Raw genomic sequence first — 20,380 nt, forward strand, 5'->3', positions numbered from 1 at the left:
CGGCCGAAACGTCGTTCCATTAGGCCATCTTGTTGCGGTCAGACCAGATCCGCCAGGGGCTGCCGGACGGGTGCGCCCTTCGGCTCGCCACCCCGCGCGGTGAAGTCGCCGGCTTCGGTCGAGGTCCGCAGCCATTTCGTCACGTCGCCGATAGCGTCCCGCGGCGACCGGCCGAATTTCCGCAAGCCGCGGAAATATTCGAGCTGAAGATGCGCCGAAGTGCCGCGCTTGGGGATCGTCCTGAGATGCTGGATGTCGTCATCGATGCCGAGATGGGCGATGTCGCCGGCCAGCATCGCGATCACCGCCTCGAGCCAGCTTCGGAATGAAATCGGCTCGAACGAAGCCAGGTCGATATAGGTGCCGTCGGTTCCATAGCGCTGGGCGCGCCAGCGGTTTTCCTCGATCAGCGCCCGGTGCACGGCCGAATAGGTGGCGTTGATATCGGGATGGTGGACAGCGTGGCGAACGAGGGCGCGGAACAGCGCTGCGATTGCCACCGAATCCGTAATCGCCGTGCAGCAATCGGTGATGCGCAGCTCCAGGGTCGGATGCTGGAGCGAGGGCCGCAGCGCCCACCAGACATAGGTCGCATTGGGGACGATGCCGGCGTCGACCAACGTCTTCACGTAGGTCTCGTATTCGGCCAGGTTGCGAAACATCTCGGGGAAGCCGGTCCGGGGCAGGGCATCATTGGCGGCATTGCGGTAACCCAGCAATCCCGTCGGATAGCCGCACCAGAACGGCGAGGAGGTCGACAGCGCCAGCAGCAGCGGCAGGAACGGCACCAGGCGGTGCATGATTTCGACCCGCAGGTCGGGCTCGGGCACCTCGACATGGACGTGCAGTCCGCTGATCGGGTTGCCGAGGCCGACCATGCCGAGGTCGTTGATCACCTTGCTGTAGCGGCGCTTGCGCGTCATGCGCTGTTGCTGCGGCTGCGCCAGGGGATGGGTGCCGGCCGCGATGATGCCGACCCCGTGGTCCTTGCCGACTTCGGTGAGAACCGAGCGGTAGCGCGCGAGCTCGGCGATCGCCTCGGCCGAGGACGTCAAGGGCGGTGTCGCCACCTCGATCTGCGATTGCAGGATTTCGGTTGTCAGGCGTTCGCCGAGACGTTTCTGGGCCGCCGCCATGTAGGGCTTGGGCAGCTCGGATCGCGGCGCAGCGGACTGCCGGTTGACGAGAAAGTACTCTTCCTCGATGCCGAAGCGGTAACGGTGCATGACCTATGCTGCCCCTTGCGCCCTGGCGTGGCGGCGAACCGCATCACCGAAGGCAGATAGAATGCGCGCCGATGCGTGATCGGAGCTTGCCCAATAGTCCGGATGAAAGAGCGTGCCCAGCGCAAACGCGCTCGCGCCCTCGACACTGGCGGCCTCGATCGAGCCGTCCTCGGCCACGGCTTCGGCGATGAGCCCCGGCGCGAGATCGGCGATCAGGAAGCTGTGCAGTGAGTTCACGGCGATGGAGTCGGCGCCGCAAATCTCTTGCAGCAGGCCGCCCTTGCGGAGCGTCACCTCTTGCCGCATCCGGTAGCGGGCGTCCTCGTTGTCGGCTTCGGGCGTGCCATGGCGTTGGTCCTCGGGCAAGTCGTCCGGCTCCTTGGCCAGCGTGCCGCCGAAGGCGACGTTCAGCTCCTGGAAGCCGCGGCAGACGAAAAGGGCGGGGATGCCGCGGGCCAGCGCCCGCGGGATCAGGTGGAGCGCTAGCTCGTCCCGGAATTCGTCGAACGGGCCGTCGCGCGCCTCGTCCGCCGTTTGTCCATAGCGGGAGGGATGCACGTTGGTCTGCCCGCCGCCGATGAAGATTCCGTCGAGCCCGTCGAGATAGGCGTCGACGTCGGCTTCGGGCGCAGCGGGCAGGATTCGCGGCACGGCGCCCGCGACGAGACCGACGGCGTTGACGCAGATCAGGGCGACTGAGGCGAGCTGCTCGCCGCGCGCAACCATGGAATCGGAGAGAATGCCGACCTGTGGCGCGCCGCTGCGGGCCTGCCACAGGGCGCGAGAGGCGCTGTGCCGCCATTGCTGAAGGCCATATGTCACGGCATCCGCCGCGCTGCCGAACTGATGAATGGCGGCCTTGAGTTCTCTGACGTTTGTCCCTAAGCGAAGAGCCCAGCGACTGCAGGCAATGGGATCGTGCGGATCAATTCTGGAACGGGGCTCTTGCAATTGTCGCGACTGCTTCTGTTCGTGTTTCGATGCCGGGTAAAACGGCAATCGTGACGAATGGTTGCTCTGCAATTGAGCTGATCGAATTTCCAACGCGGTGCGGGCCTTAGCTTTTGTTATTGCTCGGCCGTTGAACAGCGGACCGGGAGAGATGCCGATGATTGATTTCTCCCTGTCCGCCTTCGTGACGCTGCTGCTGGTGATCGATCCGGTCGGTCTCGTGCCGGCCTTTCTGGCTGCCACAGCCGGCATGCCCGAGAGGGCCAAGCGGACGATTGCGGCGCGCGCGCCGCTGATCGCGGCCTCGATCCTGGTGATGATCGCGCTGGTCGGAAACTGGCTGCTCCGCCAGCTCGGGATCGGCATCCCCGCGTTCCAGATCGCCGGCGGGCTGCTGCTGTTCGGCGTGTCCTACCAGATGATCTTCGGCGACCGTCCGCACCGCGAGGCCCGCGAGGCCGACAAGGCGACTGCAGAGCACGCCTCCGATGTCGCAGTGTTTCCCCTGGCCATCCCCATGATGGCCGGCCCGGGAGCGATTGCGACCACGCTGCTCCTGTCGGGCGACGTCGGCCATGGGGGAAGCTCGCGATCATCATCGCCGTCGTCCTCTCGGTCTGCCTGCTCTGCATGCTGTGCTTCGTCTCGGCCCAGCTGATCGCGCGCACCCTCGGACGCACTGGAAATGCCGTGCTCTCGCGCGTCCTCGGCATGCTGCTTGCCGCCTATTCGGTGCAGTTCGTGATCAACGGGGTTGCGGCGGTCCGGACCAGCCTGCCATAGGGCTGCGACAATCTGCGAATCCGTTGATTCTGCGGCCCATTTTATGATTTTGCAGGAAGGGCGCGAGGACGGCACGAGATCCGGGGCGCTTTCGCTTGCACTGCCATATTGCTTTGACGTACTTCCGGTCTAACAAGACCATCGTCGGGAAATCGGGATGTCGATGACAACGGACGAGCTCGCCAAGCGACAGGCCATCATCGACGCTTGCAGGCGCATGAATGCGCTCGGCATCAACCAGGGCACCTCGGGTAATATCTCTGTCCGGCATGTGGACGGGCTTCTGGTCACGCCAACCAGCGTGCCCTATGAGGCCATGACCCCTGAGCAGATCGTGTTCATGACCATGGACGGCACACACGAGCCCGACCAGAAGCCGTCGAGCGAATGGCGGTTTCATCGCGACATCCTGAAGTCGCGGCCCGAGATCAACGCCGTCGTCCACGCCCATCCGACCTATTGCACCATCCTGGCGATCATGGGCATGGAGATTCCGCCGGTGCATTACATGATCGCGGCGGCCGGCGGCGACAGCATCCGCTGCGCGCCCTATGCGACGTTCGGAACGGCGGAGCTGTCGGAACATGCGGTGCGGGCGCTGGAGGGCCGGCTTGCCTGCCTGCTCGACCATCACGGCATGATCGCGACCGGCAAGACGTTGGACAAGGCGATGTGGCTCGCCGTCGAGGTCGAGACTCTGGCGCGGCAATATCACGGCTGCCTCCAGATCGGACAACCGCCGCTGCTCCCCAGCGCCGAGATCGAGCGGGTCCGCCAGCGCATGGCCGGCTACGGGCTGTCGGAAGGGTAGGGCAGGCAGAGGGTGTTCGTACGGATCAGGCATCTCGTCGATCGCAAGGGGACGAACCGCACCATGGTTCGGCTGCGCGCCCTCTTGCGCAGCAACGAGTTCTACCTGATCCCGCTCGCGCTGATGATCGGCACGCTCGCGGGCTCGGTCGTGACGCTGATGGCCCACATCGCCCAGATCGCGCATGTGGTGATCTACGGCATCCCCATTGATGTCCACCTGTCGGCTCACGCGAGCGTCAGTCCATGGGCAGCACTGATTGCACCTGCGCTCGGTGGGCTGTTGCTCGGAATCATGGAATGGTCGCGGCGGCGCATGAAGATATCGAACGCGGTCGACCCGATTGAGGCGAACGCGTTGCGCGGCGGCAATCTTTCGATGCGCGACAGTGTGGTGGTTGCGGGTCAGACTCTGATCTCGAATGGCTGCGGCGCCTCGGTCGGGCTCGAGGCGGGCTACACCCAGATCGGCTCGGGCCTCGCCTCGCTGATCGGCAAGTTCTTTAATCTGCGCCGCAACGATCTGCGCCTGATGGTCGGTTGTGGCGCTGCCGCGGCGATCGCCGCGGCATTCGGCGCGCCGATCACCGGCGCCTTCTATGCCTGCGAGCTGATCGTCGGCGTCTATTCGGTCGCCAGCGCGGCACCGATCCTGGCCGCCTCGCTCGCCGGCGCGTTGACCGCGCAATGGCTCGGCGGCGCGCCGTATTCGCTGGAGATACCCAAGGTCAGCGCGGTCGGCGTCGAGCAATATCTCGCACTGATCGGGCTGGCGCTCATCACCAGCGGCGTCGGCATCGCCGTGATGCGCTCCTCGCCGACGTTCGAGCGCCTGTTCGCCTGGCTGCCGGTCTGGCTGCGCCCGGTGATAGGCGGCCTGATCGTCGGCGGTTTTGCGATCATCACGCCGCAGGTGCTGGCGGCCGGCCACGGCGCCATGGTGCTCGACCTCTTTCACGACATGACGATCGGCCTGATCGCGCTGATCATCGCCTTGAAGGTGACGGCCTGCCTGATCTCGCTCGCCTCGGGCTTCCGCGGCGGCCTGTTCTTCGCATCGCTGTTCGTCGGCAGCCTGATCGGCAAGTTCTTTGCCGCGGTGCTGCTTCTGATCAGCCCGAACTTCGCGATCGATCCGCTGGTCGCGATGCTGACGGGCATGGCGACGCTCGGCGTCGCCATCGTCGGGGGCCCGCTCACCATGTCGTTCCTGGTGCTTGAGATGACCCGCAACGTCGACGTCACCGCCGTGGTGCTGGCCGGCTGCATCGTCACCTCGATCTGCGTCCGGTTCATGTTCGGCCATTCCTTTTCGACCTGGCGCCTGCATCTGCGCGGCGAGACCATCCGCAGCGCCAACGACGTCGGCTGGCTGCGCAATCTCACCGTGGAGCGGCTGATGCGCTCCGACGTCGGCAAGGTGCCCTCGACCACGACGATCGCCGCCGTCCGCCGCGAGTTCGCGCTGGGCTCGCGGCCGGGAATCGTGATCGTCAACAACGCGGACGAATATGTCGGGCTGGTCATGCTGCCCGACCTGTTCTCCAATGATCTCGACAGCATCGCCGACGACATCCAGGTGGTCGAGCTCGCCCGCCTGATCGACATCGTGCTGATCCCGGAAATGAACGTGAAGTCGGCGATGGCTGTGTTCGACGAGGCCGAGGCCGAGATGCTGGCGGTGGTCGATTCCACCGACAGCCGCAAGGTGATCGGCTTTCTCACCGAGACCTTCGCCCGCCGTCGCTATGTCGAGGAGATCGACAAGGCGACGCGCGGCGTGCTGGGGGCGCTGTCGTAGGCGCGTCTATCGGCGGGGTGGGGGTCGCAACGAGGCAGGTCACGATCCGCCGGAGCGGCGCAAGCACCACGAGGAGCGTCGGAAAGGCGGCCGGCCAGGATAGCGCCCAGGCGCCGGGCGGCGACCGCCAAACGGCGCGGCTGTTCATGATCCGCTCAGGTTGGATGGTTCAAGCTGGGATTTGGTCGGTCTATAATCGTTCAAAGCGTGGCGGATTGCCGCGATCGAGAAACCATTTCAATGGTTTGCGCATTAAACAGGGTTTGCATATCTCTACGTCGTGAGAGAACATAGGCAAGAACATAGGAGGTCAAAATGAATGCGAGACCGATGATTTCTGCAGCCGGTCGCAACATGGTGCTGGCCGCGTTCACGAGCCTGGCATTGGTCGCAACCTCCGCATCGCCCTCGGCTGCGGGGCCGGCCGAGGCGCCATCTGCAAAGCCTGTCACGGCGGGGCAGGGCTCCTCCGAAGTCACCGATTTCAGCGCCCACCGTCGCCGCTATTATCGACGCGGGTCGAACGCCGCAGGTCTCGCCTTCATGGGCGCAGCGGCCGGTATCATCGGGGGCGTGATCGCCGAGCAGCGGCGCCGCGATTACTACGAGAATCGCTATTATTATGGCGGGCGTCCCTACTACGGCGGTCCCGGTTATTACGGCGGACCCGGCTATTACGGCGGTGGCGGTCAGTTCTATTACGATCCGGGCTACTAGGGATCGTATCGCGCGATCATTTTCGACGTGGTCCGATTGGACTGGTGAAGGAGGGCGGTGCTTTGTACCGCCCTTCTTGTTGCGTCGGTGCTCTTGTAGCCCGGATGGAGCGAAAGCGTAATCCGGGGCGCTCGTCTGGTATCGCGCACTCTCCCGGATTGCGCTCCGCTCCATCCGGGCTACGCGGCCGTGCCTGTGTCGCCCGTTGTCAATCCATTCCGTCAAAAATATTCCGCTTTACCGAAATTCGGTTTCGGCGTATGTGTCGTTTATCCCGGCTCACCCAAGAGGGGCGATCTCGAGGTCGTCTTGATCGCGAGCCGGGCTTGCGGTGGACGCGGCAGCGTCGGCACGAGATGGGGCGGGCAGGGCGGGTAGTCCCTGTGAGCTCGAACCCCGCGTGCAGACGAGCGGCGCTGCTAGGCTTCGTCTCGTTTGTAAGTTTCCGGCTCCGTCGACAGGGCTGGGAATACTGCGGCGACATGGCGGGCCGTGCGTACGGCAAAACCGTGTGGTCCTGACCGTCGTTGCTACGGTCAAACCGGTTCGAAGATGTGCGCGAGCCCAACCGGGCAGACGGCATCATCAAATTCGAACGGCGAGGGAGGCCAGAAGGAAAGTTCGGCTCCCGGGAGAGCACGGCATAAGCCGTCCGACCATCGCGCAGGGAAGGCCGAGTGATCGGCACCACCTGTATGCTGCTGTGCGGTTCTTCCTGCGTGTGCATTTTTCGCGCAGCGGACCGCGGGTGCGTTGTCAGCACCCGGCCTTCCCTGCGCCCTCTTGGCTTTGAGGGTGGAGACGCAAGCAAAGCTCGGGCGAATTTGAGCCGCGAGAGCGACGAAGCATGTCTGTCACCACACGCGCTGTCATCGCCCGGCTTGACCGGGCGATCCAGTATTCCAGAGGCCGCAGTGACTGAACCGAGAGGCTGCGGCGTACTGGATTCCCCGCTCCAGTGCGCAATTGCGCACAAGGCGGGGAATGACAGCGATACTTGGAGAAGCAAGCTGCCGCCCCATTCTCCGTCATTGCGAGGAACTCAGCGACAAAATTGCGGAGCAATTTTGCGCAGATGCGACGAAGCAATCCAGATCTCGTAGGGTGGGCAAAGCGCAAGCGTGCCCACGTCTTGTTGCTCATGGAGGGAGATCGTGGGTACGGCGCAAGTGCGCCTTTGCCCACCCTACAGCGCCGCCGCTGGGATGTTTACTGGAGCATCGCCATGACGGCGTGGGGCCCCTACATCCGCATGGCGCCGTACCGTCTGGGAGTCCCGACTCTGCGCCGCTACGCTCGCGCGCATGCGGCTAAATATTCGGCACGCTGGCCCGACGACGCCGATGGACTTGCCTGCCGCAATCCGGTTCAATGGGCCAATCGAGTTTCCAGGCGACAACGATGTCGAAATATCTGCTGGTCCTGCTGCTGATGGCTTCCCCGGCGGCCGCCAAGTCAAGGCAACGCCGAAGGCCGCGGCGGCACGTCCCGATCCCTGTGCCCCGATCGGGCGTACCGCAGATGGCAAGCTGGTCTACTCCATGAAATGCGAGAACCTGCCCGCGCCGCCCCCCACCGCCGCGGGCAGATCTGAAGGAGGTCCCCCCATCCGCCGCCGAGCCGGAACCGGAGACGCGGCGGAGCGGCGTTTCGGCTGGTCATACGATCGCAGGTGACGCGGGCCGCGCCCCTTGCGCGAAACCGTCGGGAGTGCTCTTGCTTGAGGGTGCTCCGGGCGCTACCAGCCCGATCCAGAGAGATGAGATGAGCAAGCTCGTTATCCGCGCCGGCGATTTCACATTCGATGCCCGCTTCGAGGAGCAGCTGGCGCCCAAGACCGTCGCCGCCTTCCGCAAGGCGCTGCCGTTCGAGAGCCACATCATCCATGTGCGCTGGAGCGGCGAAGGCGTGTGGATGCCGCTCGGCGATCTCGATTTCGGCGTCGGCTACGAGAACCACACCAGCTATCCCGCACCCGGCCAGATCATTCTCTATCCCGGCGGCATCAGCGAGACCGAGATCCTGCTGGCCTATGGCGGCGTGCACTTCGCGAGCAAGATGGGCCAACTCGCCGGCAACCATTTCATCACGCTGACCTCCGGCCTGGAGAATCTGGCAACGCTGGGCAAGAGTGTGCTGTGGAAGGGCGCCCTGCCGATCCGCTTTGAGGAAGTCTGAGTGACCGATAAGAGCTACCCGCGCGATCTCCGCGGTTACGGCCGTAACCCGCCCCACCCGCAATGGCCCGGCGATGCGCGCATCGCAGTGCAGTTCGTCGTCAATTTCGAGGAAGGTGGCGAGAACAACATTCTGCACGGCGACCGCGCCTCGGAAGCGTTCCTGTCCGACGTGCTCGGCGCGCAGCCGTGGCCCGGCCAGCGCCACGCCAATATCGAATCGATGTTCGAATACGGCTCGCGCGCCGGGTTCTGGCGGCTGTGGCGGATGTTCGGCGAACGCAGCTGGCCGACCACGGTGTTCGGCGTCGCCACCGCGCTCAAGCGCAACCCCGAGATCGTTGCGGCGATGAACGAGGCGGGCTGGGATATCGCCAGTCACAGTCTGAAATGGATCGAGCACAAGGACATGACCGAGGCGCAGGAGCGCGCCGAGATCGCGGAGGCGATCCGCGTCCATACCGAAGCCACCGGCGCGCGGCCGCTCGGCTGGTACACCGGACGCTCCTCGATCAACACCAACCGTCTGCTGATGGAGGAGGGCGGCTTCCTTTATCTCTGCGATTCCTATGCCGACGATCTGCCCTATTGGATCAAGGGCGCGAACGGCAAGCAGCTCGTCATTCCCTATGCGCTGGATGCCAACGACATGCGCTTCATCAACCCGCAAGGGTTTGCCGAAGGCGAGCAGTTCTTCACTTACCTCAAGGATGCCTTCGACGTGCTCTATGCCGAAGGCGAGACCGCGCCCAAGATGATGTCGGTCGGCCTGCATTGCCGCCTCGCCGGCCGGCCCGGCCGCGCTGCGGGCCTGATCCGCTTCCTCGACTATATCGGCAAGCACGAGCGTGTCTGGGTGCCGACGCGATTGCAGATTGCGCAGCACTGGCACGCCAGGCACGCGCATCTTGCCGCCGACGCGTTTGAGATCGGTTGACGATGTCGCAGATTTCCCTGTCCGATCTCAATGCCGCGGCAAAGGCCGATTTCGTCGCCGCGCTGGCCAACGTCGTCGAATATTCGCCATGGATCGCCGAGCAGCTCGCCGACAAGCGGCCGTTCGCCGGCATCAATCAGCTGCACGCCGCGCTGATGGCGGCGATCCAAAGCGCCGAGCCCGATGTGCAGCTCGCGCTGATCCGGGCGCATCCCGATCTCGCCAGCAAGACCCGGCGCGCGGAAGGCCTCACCGCGGAATCGACCGACGAGCAGAACAGCGCCGGGCTCGACCGGCTGTCGGAGGCCGAATATGACGCCTTCGAGCGTGCCAACAACGCCTATCGCGACAAGTTCGGTTTTCCCTATATCGTCTGCGTGCGCCGTCACACCAGGGACTCCGTGCTGCGCGACTTCGAGACGCGACTGCTCAATATCGCCAAGACCGAGACGCGACGTGCGATCGAGGAAATTGGCCGGATCTCCGCGCTGCGGCTCGATCAGCTCGTCATGGCCGACGACGCGTTGAAGGTGCATGGCCGATTGTCGACCCATGTGCTGGACAATCACATCGGCAAACCTGCGCCGGGCGTTCCGATCGAGCTCGTGGAGCTCGCGAGCCTTGGCGAGAGCCGCGTCATCGCGCGCGCGGTGACCAATGCCGACGGGCGCACCGACCAGCCGCTGATAGGCGGTCGCCCGCTGCCGATCGGCCGCTACGAGCTCAGATTTCGCGTTGCCAAATATTACGCCGAGCGCAATGTGCCGCTGTCCGACCCGCCCTTCCTTGACGAAATCCCGCTGCGCTTTGCGATCAGCGAGCCCGAAAGCCATTACCACGTACCGCTGCTGGTCACGCCCTGGAGCTATTCGACCTATCGCGGCAGCTAGCCGCCGAACTTGTCGAGCAACGCCGGAAACAGCCGGTCCGGCTTGAACGGCGGTGCGGTGAAGCGGATGCCGGTGGCATCGGCAATGGCATTGCCGAGCGCGGCAGCGACCGGATTGTACGGGCTCTCGCTCATCGACTTCGCACCCAATGGACCGACGGTGTCGGATGTCTCGGCGAAAAACACCTCGGTGCGGGGCACGTCGGCGAATGAGGGCAGGTGGTAGTCGCGAAATTTCGGGTTGATGACGCGCCCCTCAGCATCGATCACCATCTCCTCGTAGAGCGCGGCGCCGAGCGCTTGAGCGACGCCGCCTTCGATCTGACCGCGGCACTGCATGGGATTGGCGACGACGCCTGCGTCGGCGGCGTGCACGCTCCTGGAGAATCCTGAGCTCGCCGGTGCCCTTGTTCACGGCGACACGAAAACCCTGCACGTTGAAGCCGACCGAACGCGGCGTGCCGGTGGAATTGCCGGTGCCTGCGAACGGCCGTCCGCGGTCGTGCGCGAGCTTTGCAAGTTCCGTATAGGGCATGCGCCGTACGCCGCTGACGACGGCGTCCCCATCGAGCACGCAGGTTTTCACGTCGCACAGCCACGCGCCGGCGGCCGCCGCCTTCAGCTCGGCCGCAAGCTGCACGGCCGCCGCATGCGTCGCCTTGCCGGCAACGAAAGTGCCAGCGCTGCCATAGGCGCCGGTGTCATGGCCGCCAAGGGCGGTATCGGACTGGCGCAGGCGGATCCTGTCGACGGTGGTCGCTAGTGTCGTGGCCGCGATCTGCCGGTGCACGGTGCTGGTGCCGTTGCCGAACTCGGCCGTGCCGACGGTGAGGTCGAAGCCGCCGTGCTCGTTGAGCACGATCGTGGCGTCGGCGATATGTCCAGCCGGCGGCACTGTGTGGATCATGGTCAGCGCGACGCCGTCGCCGATCAGCCATTCCGGCGACAGGTCCGGCTGGGGACCATCGGCACGCATGGCGCGTTCGACGAGGTCGAGGCACTGGTCGAGCCCATAGGAGCCGTAGACGACGTCGTGATATTCGGACGGCGGCGGCGACAGCATGGGATCGCCGGGCCTGACCATGTTGCGCCGGCGCATCTCGTAGGCGCTGATGCCGAGTTGCTTCGCCAGCTCGTCGATTGCGGCTTCCACGGCAATGAGCGCCTGTGGCAGGCCGTAACCGCGAAATGCTCCCGCCGGCACCGTATTGGTATAAACCGCAAAGCCATCGACCCGCTTGTTCGGGCAGTTGTAGACGGCGATGGATTCCGCCAGGGCGTGGAACATCACGGGCCCGGCGTGATTGCCGTAAGCGCCGGTGTTGGACAGCAAATCGAGCTGGAGCGCGGTCAGCTTGCCGCCGGCGTCGGCGCCGGCCTTGATGTGGATCCGCATCGGATGCCGCGTCGAGGTCGCGATGAACTGCTCCTCGCGGGTGAACTCCAGCTTCACAGGGCGGCCGGTCTTCAGTGCAGCGAGCGCCAGGATGTCCTCGACGAACATCTCCTGCTTGCCGCCAAAGCCGCCGCCGACGCGCTCGCAGAACACGCGGACCTTGTCCATGGGAAGCCGGAAGATATTCGACAGCGCGCGGCGGGTCAGGAACGGCACCTGCGTCGAGCTGCGGACGTTGAGCACACCGGACTCATCGAGCCAGGCGAGGCCGCCATGGGTCTCCAGCGCCGCATGCTGCACGCGATGACTGTGAAAGGTGGCCTCGCAAGTAACGGCGGACGCGGCGAGCGCCGAGGCGACATTGCCGAATTCGCCATGCGTCTCCGCCGCGAGGTTGCGCTGGGGATCGGCGATGCGGTTCGCGGTGGTTCGATCGGGATGAAGGACGGGCGCGCCCGGCGCCATCGCCTGCTCGGGATCGATCAGCGCCGGCAGAATCTCGTAGTCGACCTTCAGCCGGCGGCACGCCTCCTCGGCGGCGGCCTCGCTCTCGGCGACGATTGCGGCAACCCGCTGGCCGATGAAGCGGACCACGTCGTCGAGAATGCGGGTGTCCTCCGGGTCCATCCAGTCCATCTCATGCCGCGCCGTCGACATCAGGACCGAAGGTGCATCCTCGTGCGTCAGCACCGCGTGCACGCCGGGAATCTTCAGGGCTTGCGATGCGTCGATCGCGACGATCCTGGCGTGGGCGTGAGGCGAACGCGCCAGCTTGACATGGAGCAGGCCGTCGATTGCGGTGTCGAAGGTGTAGCGCGCGATGCCATGCACGATGTCGGGGCCGGCGGGCGCCGGCAGGCTACGGCCGAAGGCGGCGCCTGCCTCGACGCCTGCCTCGACATTGGTCTTGCCGAGCAATGCATCCTCGATCGAGCGGTAGCCGGTGCAACGGCAGATATTGCCCTTCAGCGCCGCGCCGAGGTCGGTGCGCTGGGCCTGGTTCAGCGAGGCACAGGTCAGGATCATGCCGGCGGTGCAGAAGCCGCATTGAAAGCCCTGCGCATCGAGGAAGGCCTGCTGCATCGGATGCGTGCCGTCATCTCCGCCAAGACCTTCAATCGTGGTGACGGCGCGTCCCTCCGCACGGAACGCCGGGATCAGGCAGCTGTGCACCGGCTCCCCGTCGAGCAGCACGGTGCAGGCGCCGCAATCGCCGGCATCGCAGCCCTTTTTGACGCCGAAATGGCCGAGCTCGCGCAGGAACGTGCGCAGGCACTGGCCAGCGCGCGGCTCCTGCGAAAATCTCTTGCCGTTGATCTCGAAACTCACGGCATTGCTCCCAGGAGCTCGCGGCGAATTTCCTCGGCGAGCCGCAGCGTCATGTGCTTGCGCCAGAGCGGCTGGCCGTGGATGTCGTTGTGGTACAGATCGTCCGTGATCTGCTGTGCGATCGCCGCGTGCAACGCACTCCCGTCCGGGACGCCGCGAAAGGACAGCCGGATCGGCCGTACCGTCGACGCGGTAACCGTGAGCGTCAACGTGCCATCGGCATCGAGGCTGCCGATGAGGAGCGCCGCCGAGCGGCCGACCGGTGCCAGCGAGATCTGGCGAAAGGCCGTGCGGCGTTTCAACGCGGCAATCGGTATATCGATCTGGCGAAGCAGATCACCCGGCGTCAGGCGATTGCGCTGGTTGCCGGTGATGAAGTCGATGACCGGAATCTTCTGCTCGCCGCCACCGGCCTTCCAGATGGTGCAGACGCCATCGAGCGCGGAAGCGAGCGAGATCATGGCCCTGCCGGCAGCGACATGCAGAGATTGCCGCCGATGGTCGCGGTCTTCCAGATCTTGAACGAGGCCAGAAAGGCCCTGCAGCATTGGCTGATCAGCGGCGCTGCGCGCCAATCAGGCGGGCAGACGAAACCATCGAGCTGTTCGATGGTGCAAGTCGCGGCGATGCTGAGATGGGTCTCAGTGACCGTCAGCGCCGGCCATTTCAGATCGGTGATATCAATCAACCGTGTCAGATGAGTCTGCGGCTCCGAGAACAGCCAGGTGCCGCCTGCCAGCCAAGCATCTCCCGCCGTCCAAACTGGCAGCTGTGCGCGCGTTTGCGGATGGGCGACCGCTGTGATGGTATTCAAGTCCATGGCTGCGCCCACGCTCGCGTCGGGTGAATCGTCCGACGGAAAGTCTTGCAAGACCGGAGCCAAGTCGCAACAAGAAGTCGCAACGACAAGTCGCAGCAAGTTGGCGATCGGACCCGCCTCCGACTTGCGGTCTCGTCGTCAACGAATGTGAGGAGAAGCGGAATCATGGGCGACACAAGGCCGATTTGGATCAGGGATCCCCTGGCGGTCCTCGCCGACGGTGCCGAGCGCGGGATTGTGGTGACGGACGGCCGGATCGTCGAGCTGGTGCCGGCCGGCGGCACGCCTGCGACTACCGATGTCGCGGTGTTCGATGCGGGCGAGCACGTCGTACTGCCGGGCCTGATCAACACCCATCATCACTTCTACCAGACGCTGACGCGGGCGCTGCCGGCGGCGATGGACCGCGAGCTGTTCCCCTGGCTCCAGGCACTTTATCCGGTCTGGGCCAAGCTGACGCCTGAGGCGCTCGAGCTCGGCGTCTCCGTGGCGATGTCCGAGCTGCTGTTGTCGGGCTGCACCACCACGACCGATCATCATTACGTTTTCCCGACAGGACTCGAAGGCGCCATCGACGTCGAGGTCGGCGTCGCAAAGCGGCTCGGTGTGCGCGTGCTGCTGACGCGCGGCTCGATGAACCTGTCACAGCGCGACGGCGGCTTGCCGCCCGACAGCGTGGTGCAGGACGAAGACACGATCCTCGCCGACAGCGCGCGCGTGGTCGCCGAACATCACCAGCGCGGTCCGGATGCGATGGTGCAGATCGCGCTGGCACCGTGCTCGCCGTTCTCGGTGACGACGTCCCTGATGCGCGCGACGGCCGATCTCGCCGGCAAGCTCGATGTGCGCCTGCATACCCATCTCGCCGAAACCGAGGACGAGAACAAGTTCTGCGAGCAGATGTATGGCTGCCGACCGCTCGACTATCTCGAACAATGCGGCTGGCTCAATGCGCGAACCTGGCTCGCTCACGGCATTTTCTTCAACGCCGACGAGATCAAGCGGCTCGGCAAGGCCAGGACGACCATCAGCCATTGCGCGTGCAGCAACCAGTTGCTGGCCTCAGGCTGCTGTCCGGTCTGCGAGATGGAGGAGGCCGGCGTCGGGATTGGGCTCGGCGTGGACGGCTCGGCATCGAACGACGCATCGAACCTGATGCAGGAGGTGCGGGCCGCTTTCCTGCTGCAACGGGCCCGCTATGGCGTCACGAAGGTCAGCCACAAGGATGCGTTGCGCTGGGCTACCAAGGGCTCGGCGGCCTGCGTGGGCCGGCCGGAACTCGGCGAGATCGCCGTCGGCAAGGCGGCCGATCTTGCACTGTTCAAGCTGGACGAGCTGCGCTTCTCCGGCCATGGCGATCCCCTGGCCGCGCTGGTGCTGTGCGGGGCGCATCGGGCCGACCGCGTAATGGTAGCTGGACAATGGGTCGTGATCGACGGTGCGATTCCGGGCCTGGATGTCGCCGATCTCATCCGTCGCCACAGTTCCGCGGCGCGGGCCATGCAGGCGGGATAGGGGCAGAAATTGAAAGAGGGGGCGACCACAAGTGCCGGGTGCTTCTGGCCACCCCCTCCGGACCTCCTCCGGGAGGAGCAGGTGATTTGGACAAAGCAAGAAGCGTGCTACTTGCCCGGCAGCTTGTCATCGATGCCCTTGACGTAGAAATTCATGCCGAGGATCTGGCTGTCATCGAGGTGATCGCCGCCCTTGCACTCCACCGGCTTGCCGTCCTGCCCAACAATCGGGCATTTGAACGGATGCAGCTTGCCTGCCGTGATCGCGGCCTGGGCATCCTCCGCCATTTTCTTCACCTCGTCGGGCATGTTGGTATAGGGCGCCATCGTGAACATATGGCTGTCGAGGCCGCCCCAGCTGTCCTCGGACTTCCAGGTGCCGGCGAGCTCGGCCTTGACGCGCTCGATGTAATAGGGGCCCCAGGTGTCGAGGATCGAGGTCAGCTGGGTCTTCGGCCCGAACTTGATCATCTCGGAGTCCTGGCCGAAGGCGAGCTTGCCGCGTTCGCTGGCGATCTGCATCGCCGCGGGCGAGTCCGTGTGCTGCATGATCACGTCGGCGCCCTGGTCGATCAAGGCCTTGGCGGCGTCGGCCTCCTTGCCCGGATCGAACCAGGTGTTGGCCCAGATGATCTTGACCTTGATGTTCGGGTTGATGGTCTGCGCCGCCAGCATCGTCGCGTTGATGCCGGAGACGACCTCCGGAATCGGGAACGAGCCGATATAGCCGAGCACGCCCGACTTCGACATCTTGGCCGCGATCAGGCCCTGAATGTAGCGGCCCTGATACCATCTGGCCGAATAGGTCGACATGTTCGGGTTGCGCTTGTATCCGGTGGCGTGCTCGAAATGTACGTTGGGATATTTCTTGGCGACCTTCAGCGTCGGATCCATGTAGCCGAACGACGTCGTGAAGATCAGCTTGTTGCCGGCGCGGACGAGCTGCTCGATGGAGCGCTCGGCGTCGGGGCCTTCGGGCACGTTCTCGAGATAGGTGGTCTCGATCTTGTCGCCTAATTCCTTCACCAGAGCCTGGCGCCCCAGATCGTGCTGATAGGTCCACCCCAAGTCTCCGATCGGGCCCAGATAGATGAAGCCGACCTTCAGCTTGTCGGCGGCGGAGGCTGCGCTGATGCTCCCGGCGAGCAACAGTGTGGCGGCCAGCGCAAGAAGTGATTTCCTCATCATCGATCTCCAAACATCAGGGGAAAGCCACGATCCGCAACCTGCGCGCCCCATCGCGCCCGTCGCGGAAATGAAACTCAGCGGTCAGGTACGAACACGGTCCCGAGCGCGGCCGGTGCGGTCGAGCCGCCGCTGCGCGCGCGGGAGATCAGAATCAGAACGATGATTGTCGCAAGATAAGGCAGCGCCGACATGAATTGCGAGGGAATGCCGACGCCCCAGCCTTGCGCATGCAGCTGAAGGATCGTGACGGCGCCGAAGAGATAGGCGCCGACGACGAGCCGGCCCGGCCGCCAGGACGAGAACACCACCAGCGCCAGAGCGATCCAGCCGCGGCCCGCGGTCATGCCGGGGATGAAGAAAGGCGTATAGGCGAGCGGCAGATAGGCGCCGGCAAGCCCGGCGCATGCGCCACCGAACATCACGGCGAAGGTGCGGATGCGCAACACGGGATAACCGAGCGCATGCGCGGAGACGTGATTGTCGCCGCAGGCGCGCAGGATCAGTCCCGCGCGTGTGCGGTACAGGAACCACCAGACGCCGCCGACGAGCGCAAGGGAGAAGTAGACGAAGGCGTTCTCGCCGAACAGCACGCGGCCGACCAGTGGGATATCGGTGAGGCCCGGAATCGAGAGATGAACTGCCGGTGTGATGCGCTCGCCGACGAAGCCGGCACCGACCAGTCCGGACAGCCCGACACCGAGGATGGTCAGCGCAAGCCCCGTCGCGACCTGGTTGACGGCGAGTCCGAGCGCCATCAATGCGAAGATCAGCGACATCATCGTGCCCGCGAAGATGCCGAACAATGCGCCCATGAAGATCGATCCGGTGAGCCAGGCCCCGGCAAAGCCGCAGGCCGCGCCGACGATCATCATGCCCTCGACGCCGAGATTGAGCACGCCGGAGCGCTCGGTCACGAGCTCTCCGGTCGCGGCGATCAGGAGCGGCGTCGATGCGGCGAGCACCGAAAGGACGATGGCTTCAACGAGTTCCACGGGCCACCTGACGGTTCGGGAAGACCAACCTGAAGCGATAGAGGATCAGGGAATCGCAGGCGAGCACGTAGAACAGCAGAACACCCTGGAAAACCTTGGTGACATCCAACGGGATCTTCATCGCGATCTGCGCTTGCTCGCCGCCGATGAAGGTCAACGCAAGGAAAAGGCCTGCAACCAATATTCCAAGCGGATTCAGCCGGCCGAGGAAGGCAACGATGATCGCCGTAAAACCATAGCCTGGGGAGATGCCGGGCTGGAGATGGCCGACGGGACCTGCGACCTCGATGATGCCGGCAAGGCCCGCGAGCGCGCCCGACACCGCGAAGGTCAGGATGACCAGATGGTCGGCTTTGAAGCCGCCGAACCGCGCCGCACGGGGGCGGCGCCGACGACGCGGATCTCAAAACCCTTGATGGTTCGCCCGAGCAGGATTGCGGCAGCCGCCACGACAAGAAGCGCGATGATCGCGCCGAGATGCAGCCGGCCGCCCTCGATCAGCAGTGGGACGGTCGCCACCGGGTCAAACTCGGCCGTGGTCGGGAAGTTGAAGCCATGCGGGTCGCGCCAGGGGCCGCGCACGAGATAGTCGAGGAGGAGGTCGGCCACATAGACCAGCATCAGGCTGGTCAGGATCTCGCTGGCGCCGAACCTCACCTTGCAGATCGCCGGGATCAGCGCATAGAGCGCACCTGCGGCGGCGGCAAGGACGAACATGGCCGGCAACACCCAGGCGCCGGCGTCGGTGCCTTGCGTCCTCACCGCGATCCAGCTTCCGGCCACCGCGCCGATCAGGAATTGGCCTTCGGCGCCGATGTTCCAGGCATTGGCGAGATAGCAGAGTGACAGTCCGATCGCGATCATCACCAGCGGCGCGGCCTTCACCGCGATCTCCTGGAGCGAATAGTCGTCGGTCAGGGGCGCGATGAAATAGGCGTGCAATGCGAGCAGCGGATTCTTGCCGAGGATCGCTAACAGGATCACCATCGTCACGATCGTGAGGCCGACCGCGATCAGCGGCGAAACCAGCGCGATCGTGCCGGAGCGCTCGGCGCGCTTCTCAAGCACCAACTGCATGCGCCGCCTCCTTCGGCTCCAGGCTGCTGCCGCCCATGAGAAGGCCGAGCTCTTCGCGCGTCGCCTCGCTGGCGGCGAGCGGTGCTGACAACCTGCCGTGGAACATCACGGCGATACGGTCGGCGATCTCGGCGAGTTCGTCCAGATCCTGGCTGGTCACGAGCACGGCGGCGCCGGCGGTGGCGAGATCAAGCAGCGCCTGGCGAATGACGGCAGCGGCGCCGGCGTCGACGCCCCAGGTCGGCTGGCTCACGACCAGCACCGCAGGCTTGCGCAGGATCTCGCGTCCCACGATGAATTTTTGCAGATTGCCGCCGGAGAGAGATGCTGCTTCGGGATCGCGCTTGGCCTTGCGCACGTCGAACGTCTCGGTCGCACGGTCGACGGTCTTCAGCGTGGCGGCGGTATCGATGAAGCCGCGATGCACCATGCCGCTTGCGGCATGTCCGGTGAGCAGCGCGTTCTCCGAGAGCTTCATGCGCGGTGCCGTGCCGTGGCCGAGCCGCTCCTCGGGAACGAAGGCGGCCCCCAGCTTGCGCCGTTGCGTGATGGAGAGTTGGCCGGCGGCAACGCCTTCGATCACCACCGTGCCCGGATCCTTCGACAATCGCTCGCCTGACAGCGCGGCGAATAATTCGTCCTGACCGTTGCCGGCGACGCCGGCGATGCCCAGAATCTCGCCGCCCTTCAGTTCGAACGAGATGTGCTCGAGCCGCACGCCATGCGCCTCGCTCGGTCCGAGCGACAGATCGTTGACGACGAGCCGCGGCACCGTGGTGGTCCGGCGGGCCGCCGCCTTCACCTCCTTGATCTCTCCGCCGACCATCATGCGCGCGAGCGAAGCGGCGGTCTCGCGCCGGGGATCGCAGGTCTCGACCTTCCTGCCGCCGCGCAGGATCGTGGCGGTGTCGCAGAGCCGCTTCACCTCCTCGAGCTTGTGGCTGATGTAGAGGATGGCGCGGCCTTCGGACTTGAGGCGTTCCAGCACGATGAAAAGCTGATCGGATTCATGCGGCGTCAATACCGCGGTGGGCTCGTCCAGGATCAGGAATTTCGGGTCCTGCATCAGCGCACGGACGATCTCGATGCGCTGGCGCTCGCCGACCGACAATTGCCAGGCCTCGCGCCGGGGATCGAGCGGAAGACCGTAAGTCTTCGACACCTCCGCCAGCCGCGCCGACATGTCGTTGAAGGATTCCCGTCCGTCGAGGCCGAGCGCGACGTTCTCGGCGACCGTGAGATTGTCGAACAGCGAGAAGTGCTGAAAGACCATACCGATGCCGCGGCTGCGGGCTTCCGAGGGGCCGGACAGCACGATGCGTTGGCCCTGCCAGTAAATTTCACCGGAGCTGGGCTGGATCAGCCCGTAGATCGCCTTCACCAGCGTCGACTTGCCGGCCCCATTCTCACCGAGCAACGCGTGGATTTCGCCGGGCCAGATATCGATGTCGATGGAATCGTTGGCGAGGAAATCGCCGTATCGTTTGGTAAGCCCGATCGTCCGCAGCAGCGGAGATTCGCCGGAATTCAGGCCGTCAGTTAACGAATCCAACATTCGCTGATGCGCTTGCATGGGTGAAATGTCTCGATAGTGGGCCAGTTTGGAGCCCGGCGTAAGGTGTGAAAATGCGTCATCCCTTGCTCAACGCTTCGGCATGAAGCGGGCGCCTGTTGCAGATATGTGACGGTCCAGGCCAAGTTGGAACCCGCCATGCGGACTTGACGTCGCAGTGAGCAAAGTTGCGCGATCACGCCTGTGCCGACGCCGCTGCG

At 64.9% G+C, this 20,380-nt stretch carries 12 protein-coding genes and 6 pseudogenes; 9 read left to right on the forward strand and 9 right to left on the reverse strand.

Annotation, left to right across the window (positions count from 1 at the left end; genetic code table 11):
- Nucleotides 1-38 precede the first annotated feature (38 nt).
- From ACETMP_RS32515 to ACETMP_RS32525, 3 genes and pseudogenes are all read right to left on the reverse strand, one after another.
- On the reverse strand, nt 39-1,226 hold the full coding sequence (locus tag ACETMP_RS32515) for a carboxylate-amine ligase (protein ID WP_375159329.1): 1,188 nt from the start codon (nt 1,224-1,226) through the stop codon (nt 39-41).
- A 3-nt stretch (nt 1,227-1,229) separates the two neighbouring features.
- Nucleotides 1,230-2,048, reverse strand: a complete 819-nt coding sequence (locus ACETMP_RS32520; protein ID WP_375162046.1) for a gamma-glutamyl-gamma-aminobutyrate hydrolase family protein — start codon at nt 2,046-2,048, stop codon at nt 1,230-1,232.
- Between the two features lie 9 nt (nt 2,049-2,057).
- Nucleotides 2,058-2,429 (reverse strand): annotated as a pseudogene (locus ACETMP_RS32525) (hypothetical protein); the annotation flags it as partial.
- Between ACETMP_RS32525 and ACETMP_RS32530 the strand changes: the two are divergent.
- From ACETMP_RS32530 to uraD, 8 genes and pseudogenes are all read left to right on the forward strand, one after another.
- Nucleotides 2,335-2,960, forward strand: a pseudogene (locus ACETMP_RS32530) (MarC family protein). The pseudogenes ACETMP_RS32525 and ACETMP_RS32530 overlap by 95 nt on opposite strands.
- Nucleotides 2,961-3,117: 157 nt before the next feature.
- Nucleotides 3,118-3,771 carry an L-fuculose-phosphate aldolase gene (locus ACETMP_RS32535; protein WP_375159330.1) on the forward strand — a complete coding sequence of 218 codons (654 nt, stop codon included), beginning with the start codon at nt 3,118-3,120 and terminating at the stop codon, nt 3,769-3,771.
- A gap of 12 nt (nt 3,772-3,783) precedes the next feature.
- Nucleotides 3,784-5,571, forward strand: coding sequence for a chloride channel protein (locus ACETMP_RS32540; protein ID WP_375159331.1), 1,788 nt, complete (start codon nt 3,784-3,786; stop codon nt 5,569-5,571).
- Nucleotides 5,572-5,886: 315 nt separating this feature from the next.
- Entirely contained in the window at nt 5,887-6,288 is a 402-nt protein-coding gene (locus tag ACETMP_RS32545) for a hypothetical protein (RefSeq protein ID WP_375159332.1), read from the forward strand.
- A 1,401-nt stretch (nt 6,289-7,689) separates the two neighbouring features.
- Nucleotides 7,690-7,964 (forward strand): annotated as a pseudogene (locus ACETMP_RS32550) (hypothetical protein).
- Between the two features lie 88 nt (nt 7,965-8,052).
- Nucleotides 8,053-8,466 carry a DUF3830 family protein gene (locus ACETMP_RS32555; RefSeq protein WP_014493672.1) on the forward strand — a complete coding sequence of 138 codons (414 nt, stop codon included), beginning with the start codon at nt 8,053-8,055 and terminating at the stop codon, nt 8,464-8,466.
- Entirely contained in the window at nt 8,467-9,402 is a 936-nt protein-coding gene (puuE, locus tag ACETMP_RS32560; protein ID WP_375159333.1) for an allantoinase PuuE, read from the forward strand.
- 2 nt (nt 9,403-9,404) lie between these two features.
- Complete coding sequence (gene uraD, locus ACETMP_RS32565; RefSeq protein ID WP_375159334.1) at nt 9,405-10,292, forward strand: 2-oxo-4-hydroxy-4-carboxy-5-ureidoimidazoline decarboxylase; 888 nt, start codon at nt 9,405-9,407, stop codon at nt 10,290-10,292.
- Here uraD and ACETMP_RS32570 read toward each other — a convergent pair.
- A pseudogene (locus ACETMP_RS32570) lies at nt 10,289-13,016 on the reverse strand (molybdopterin-dependent oxidoreductase). The gene uraD and the pseudogene ACETMP_RS32570 sit on opposite strands and share 4 nt — an antisense overlap.
- Nucleotides 13,013-13,836: pseudogene (locus ACETMP_RS32575) on the reverse strand (FAD binding domain-containing protein). The pseudogenes ACETMP_RS32570 and ACETMP_RS32575 overlap by 4 nt, the downstream one beginning before the upstream one ends.
- Nucleotides 13,837-14,001: 165 nt before the next feature.
- Here ACETMP_RS32575 and ACETMP_RS32580 point away from each other — a divergent pair.
- A complete protein-coding gene (locus tag ACETMP_RS32580) occupies nt 14,002-15,351 on the forward strand; it encodes an 8-oxoguanine deaminase (RefSeq protein ID WP_375159335.1) in 1,350 nt (449 codons plus the stop codon).
- Nucleotides 15,352-15,458: 107 nt separating this feature from the next.
- Here the strand turns inward: ACETMP_RS32580 and ACETMP_RS32585 are convergent, their stop codons facing one another.
- The 4 genes and pseudogenes from ACETMP_RS32585 to ACETMP_RS32600 all read right to left on the reverse strand — a co-directional run bounded on the left by ACETMP_RS32585 (nt 15,459) and on the right by ACETMP_RS32600 (nt 20,180).
- Nucleotides 15,459-16,535: a BMP family ABC transporter substrate-binding protein gene (locus ACETMP_RS32585; protein WP_375159336.1), complete on the reverse strand. Its 1,077-nt coding sequence runs from the start codon at nt 16,533-16,535 to the stop codon at nt 15,459-15,461.
- Nucleotides 16,536-16,612: 77 nt separating this feature from the next.
- Nucleotides 16,613-17,530, reverse strand: coding sequence for an ABC transporter permease (locus tag ACETMP_RS32590; RefSeq protein WP_375159337.1), 918 nt, complete (start codon nt 17,528-17,530; stop codon nt 16,613-16,615).
- A pseudogene (locus ACETMP_RS32595) lies at nt 17,517-18,607 on the reverse strand (ABC transporter permease). The gene ACETMP_RS32590 and the pseudogene ACETMP_RS32595 overlap by 14 nt, the downstream one beginning before the upstream one ends.
- On the reverse strand, nt 18,591-20,180 hold the full coding sequence (locus tag ACETMP_RS32600; protein WP_375159338.1) for an ABC transporter ATP-binding protein: 1,590 nt from the start codon (nt 20,178-20,180) through the stop codon (nt 18,591-18,593). Before ACETMP_RS32600 ends, ACETMP_RS32595 begins: the two are co-directional and overlap by 17 nt.
- Between the last annotated feature and the right edge of the window lie 200 nt (nt 20,181-20,380).

It is taken from the genome of Bradyrhizobium dasycarpum (genome assembly GCF_042019905.1).
GTDB lineage: Bacteria > Pseudomonadota > Alphaproteobacteria > Rhizobiales > Xanthobacteraceae > Bradyrhizobium > Bradyrhizobium japonicum_B.

Excerpts from the sequence above, each read along its gene's own strand:
- ACETMP_RS32515 (WP_375159329.1), bottom strand. The coding sequence starts at position 1,226 with ATGCACCGTTACCGCTTCGGCATCGAGGAAGAGTACTTTCTCGTCAAC.
- ACETMP_RS32555 (WP_014493672.1), top strand. The coding sequence starts at position 8,053 with ATGAGCAAGCTCGTTATCCGCGCCGGCGATTTCACATTCGATGCCCGC.
- ACETMP_RS32600 (WP_375159338.1), bottom strand. The coding sequence starts at position 20,180 with ATGCAAGCGCATCAGCGAATGTTGGATTCGTTAACTGACGGCCTGAAT.
- ACETMP_RS32585 (WP_375159336.1), bottom strand. The coding sequence starts at position 16,535 with ATGAGGAAATCACTTCTTGCGCTGGCCGCCACACTGTTGCTCGCCGGG.
- ACETMP_RS32535 (WP_375159330.1), top strand. The coding sequence starts at position 3,118 with ATGTCGATGACAACGGACGAGCTCGCCAAGCGACAGGCCATCATCGAC.
- ACETMP_RS32545 (WP_375159332.1), top strand. The coding sequence starts at position 5,887 with ATGAATGCGAGACCGATGATTTCTGCAGCCGGTCGCAACATGGTGCTG.
- uraD (WP_375159334.1), top strand. The coding sequence starts at position 9,405 with ATGTCGCAGATTTCCCTGTCCGATCTCAATGCCGCGGCAAAGGCCGAT.
- ACETMP_RS32580 (WP_375159335.1), top strand. The coding sequence starts at position 14,002 with ATGGGCGACACAAGGCCGATTTGGATCAGGGATCCCCTGGCGGTCCTC.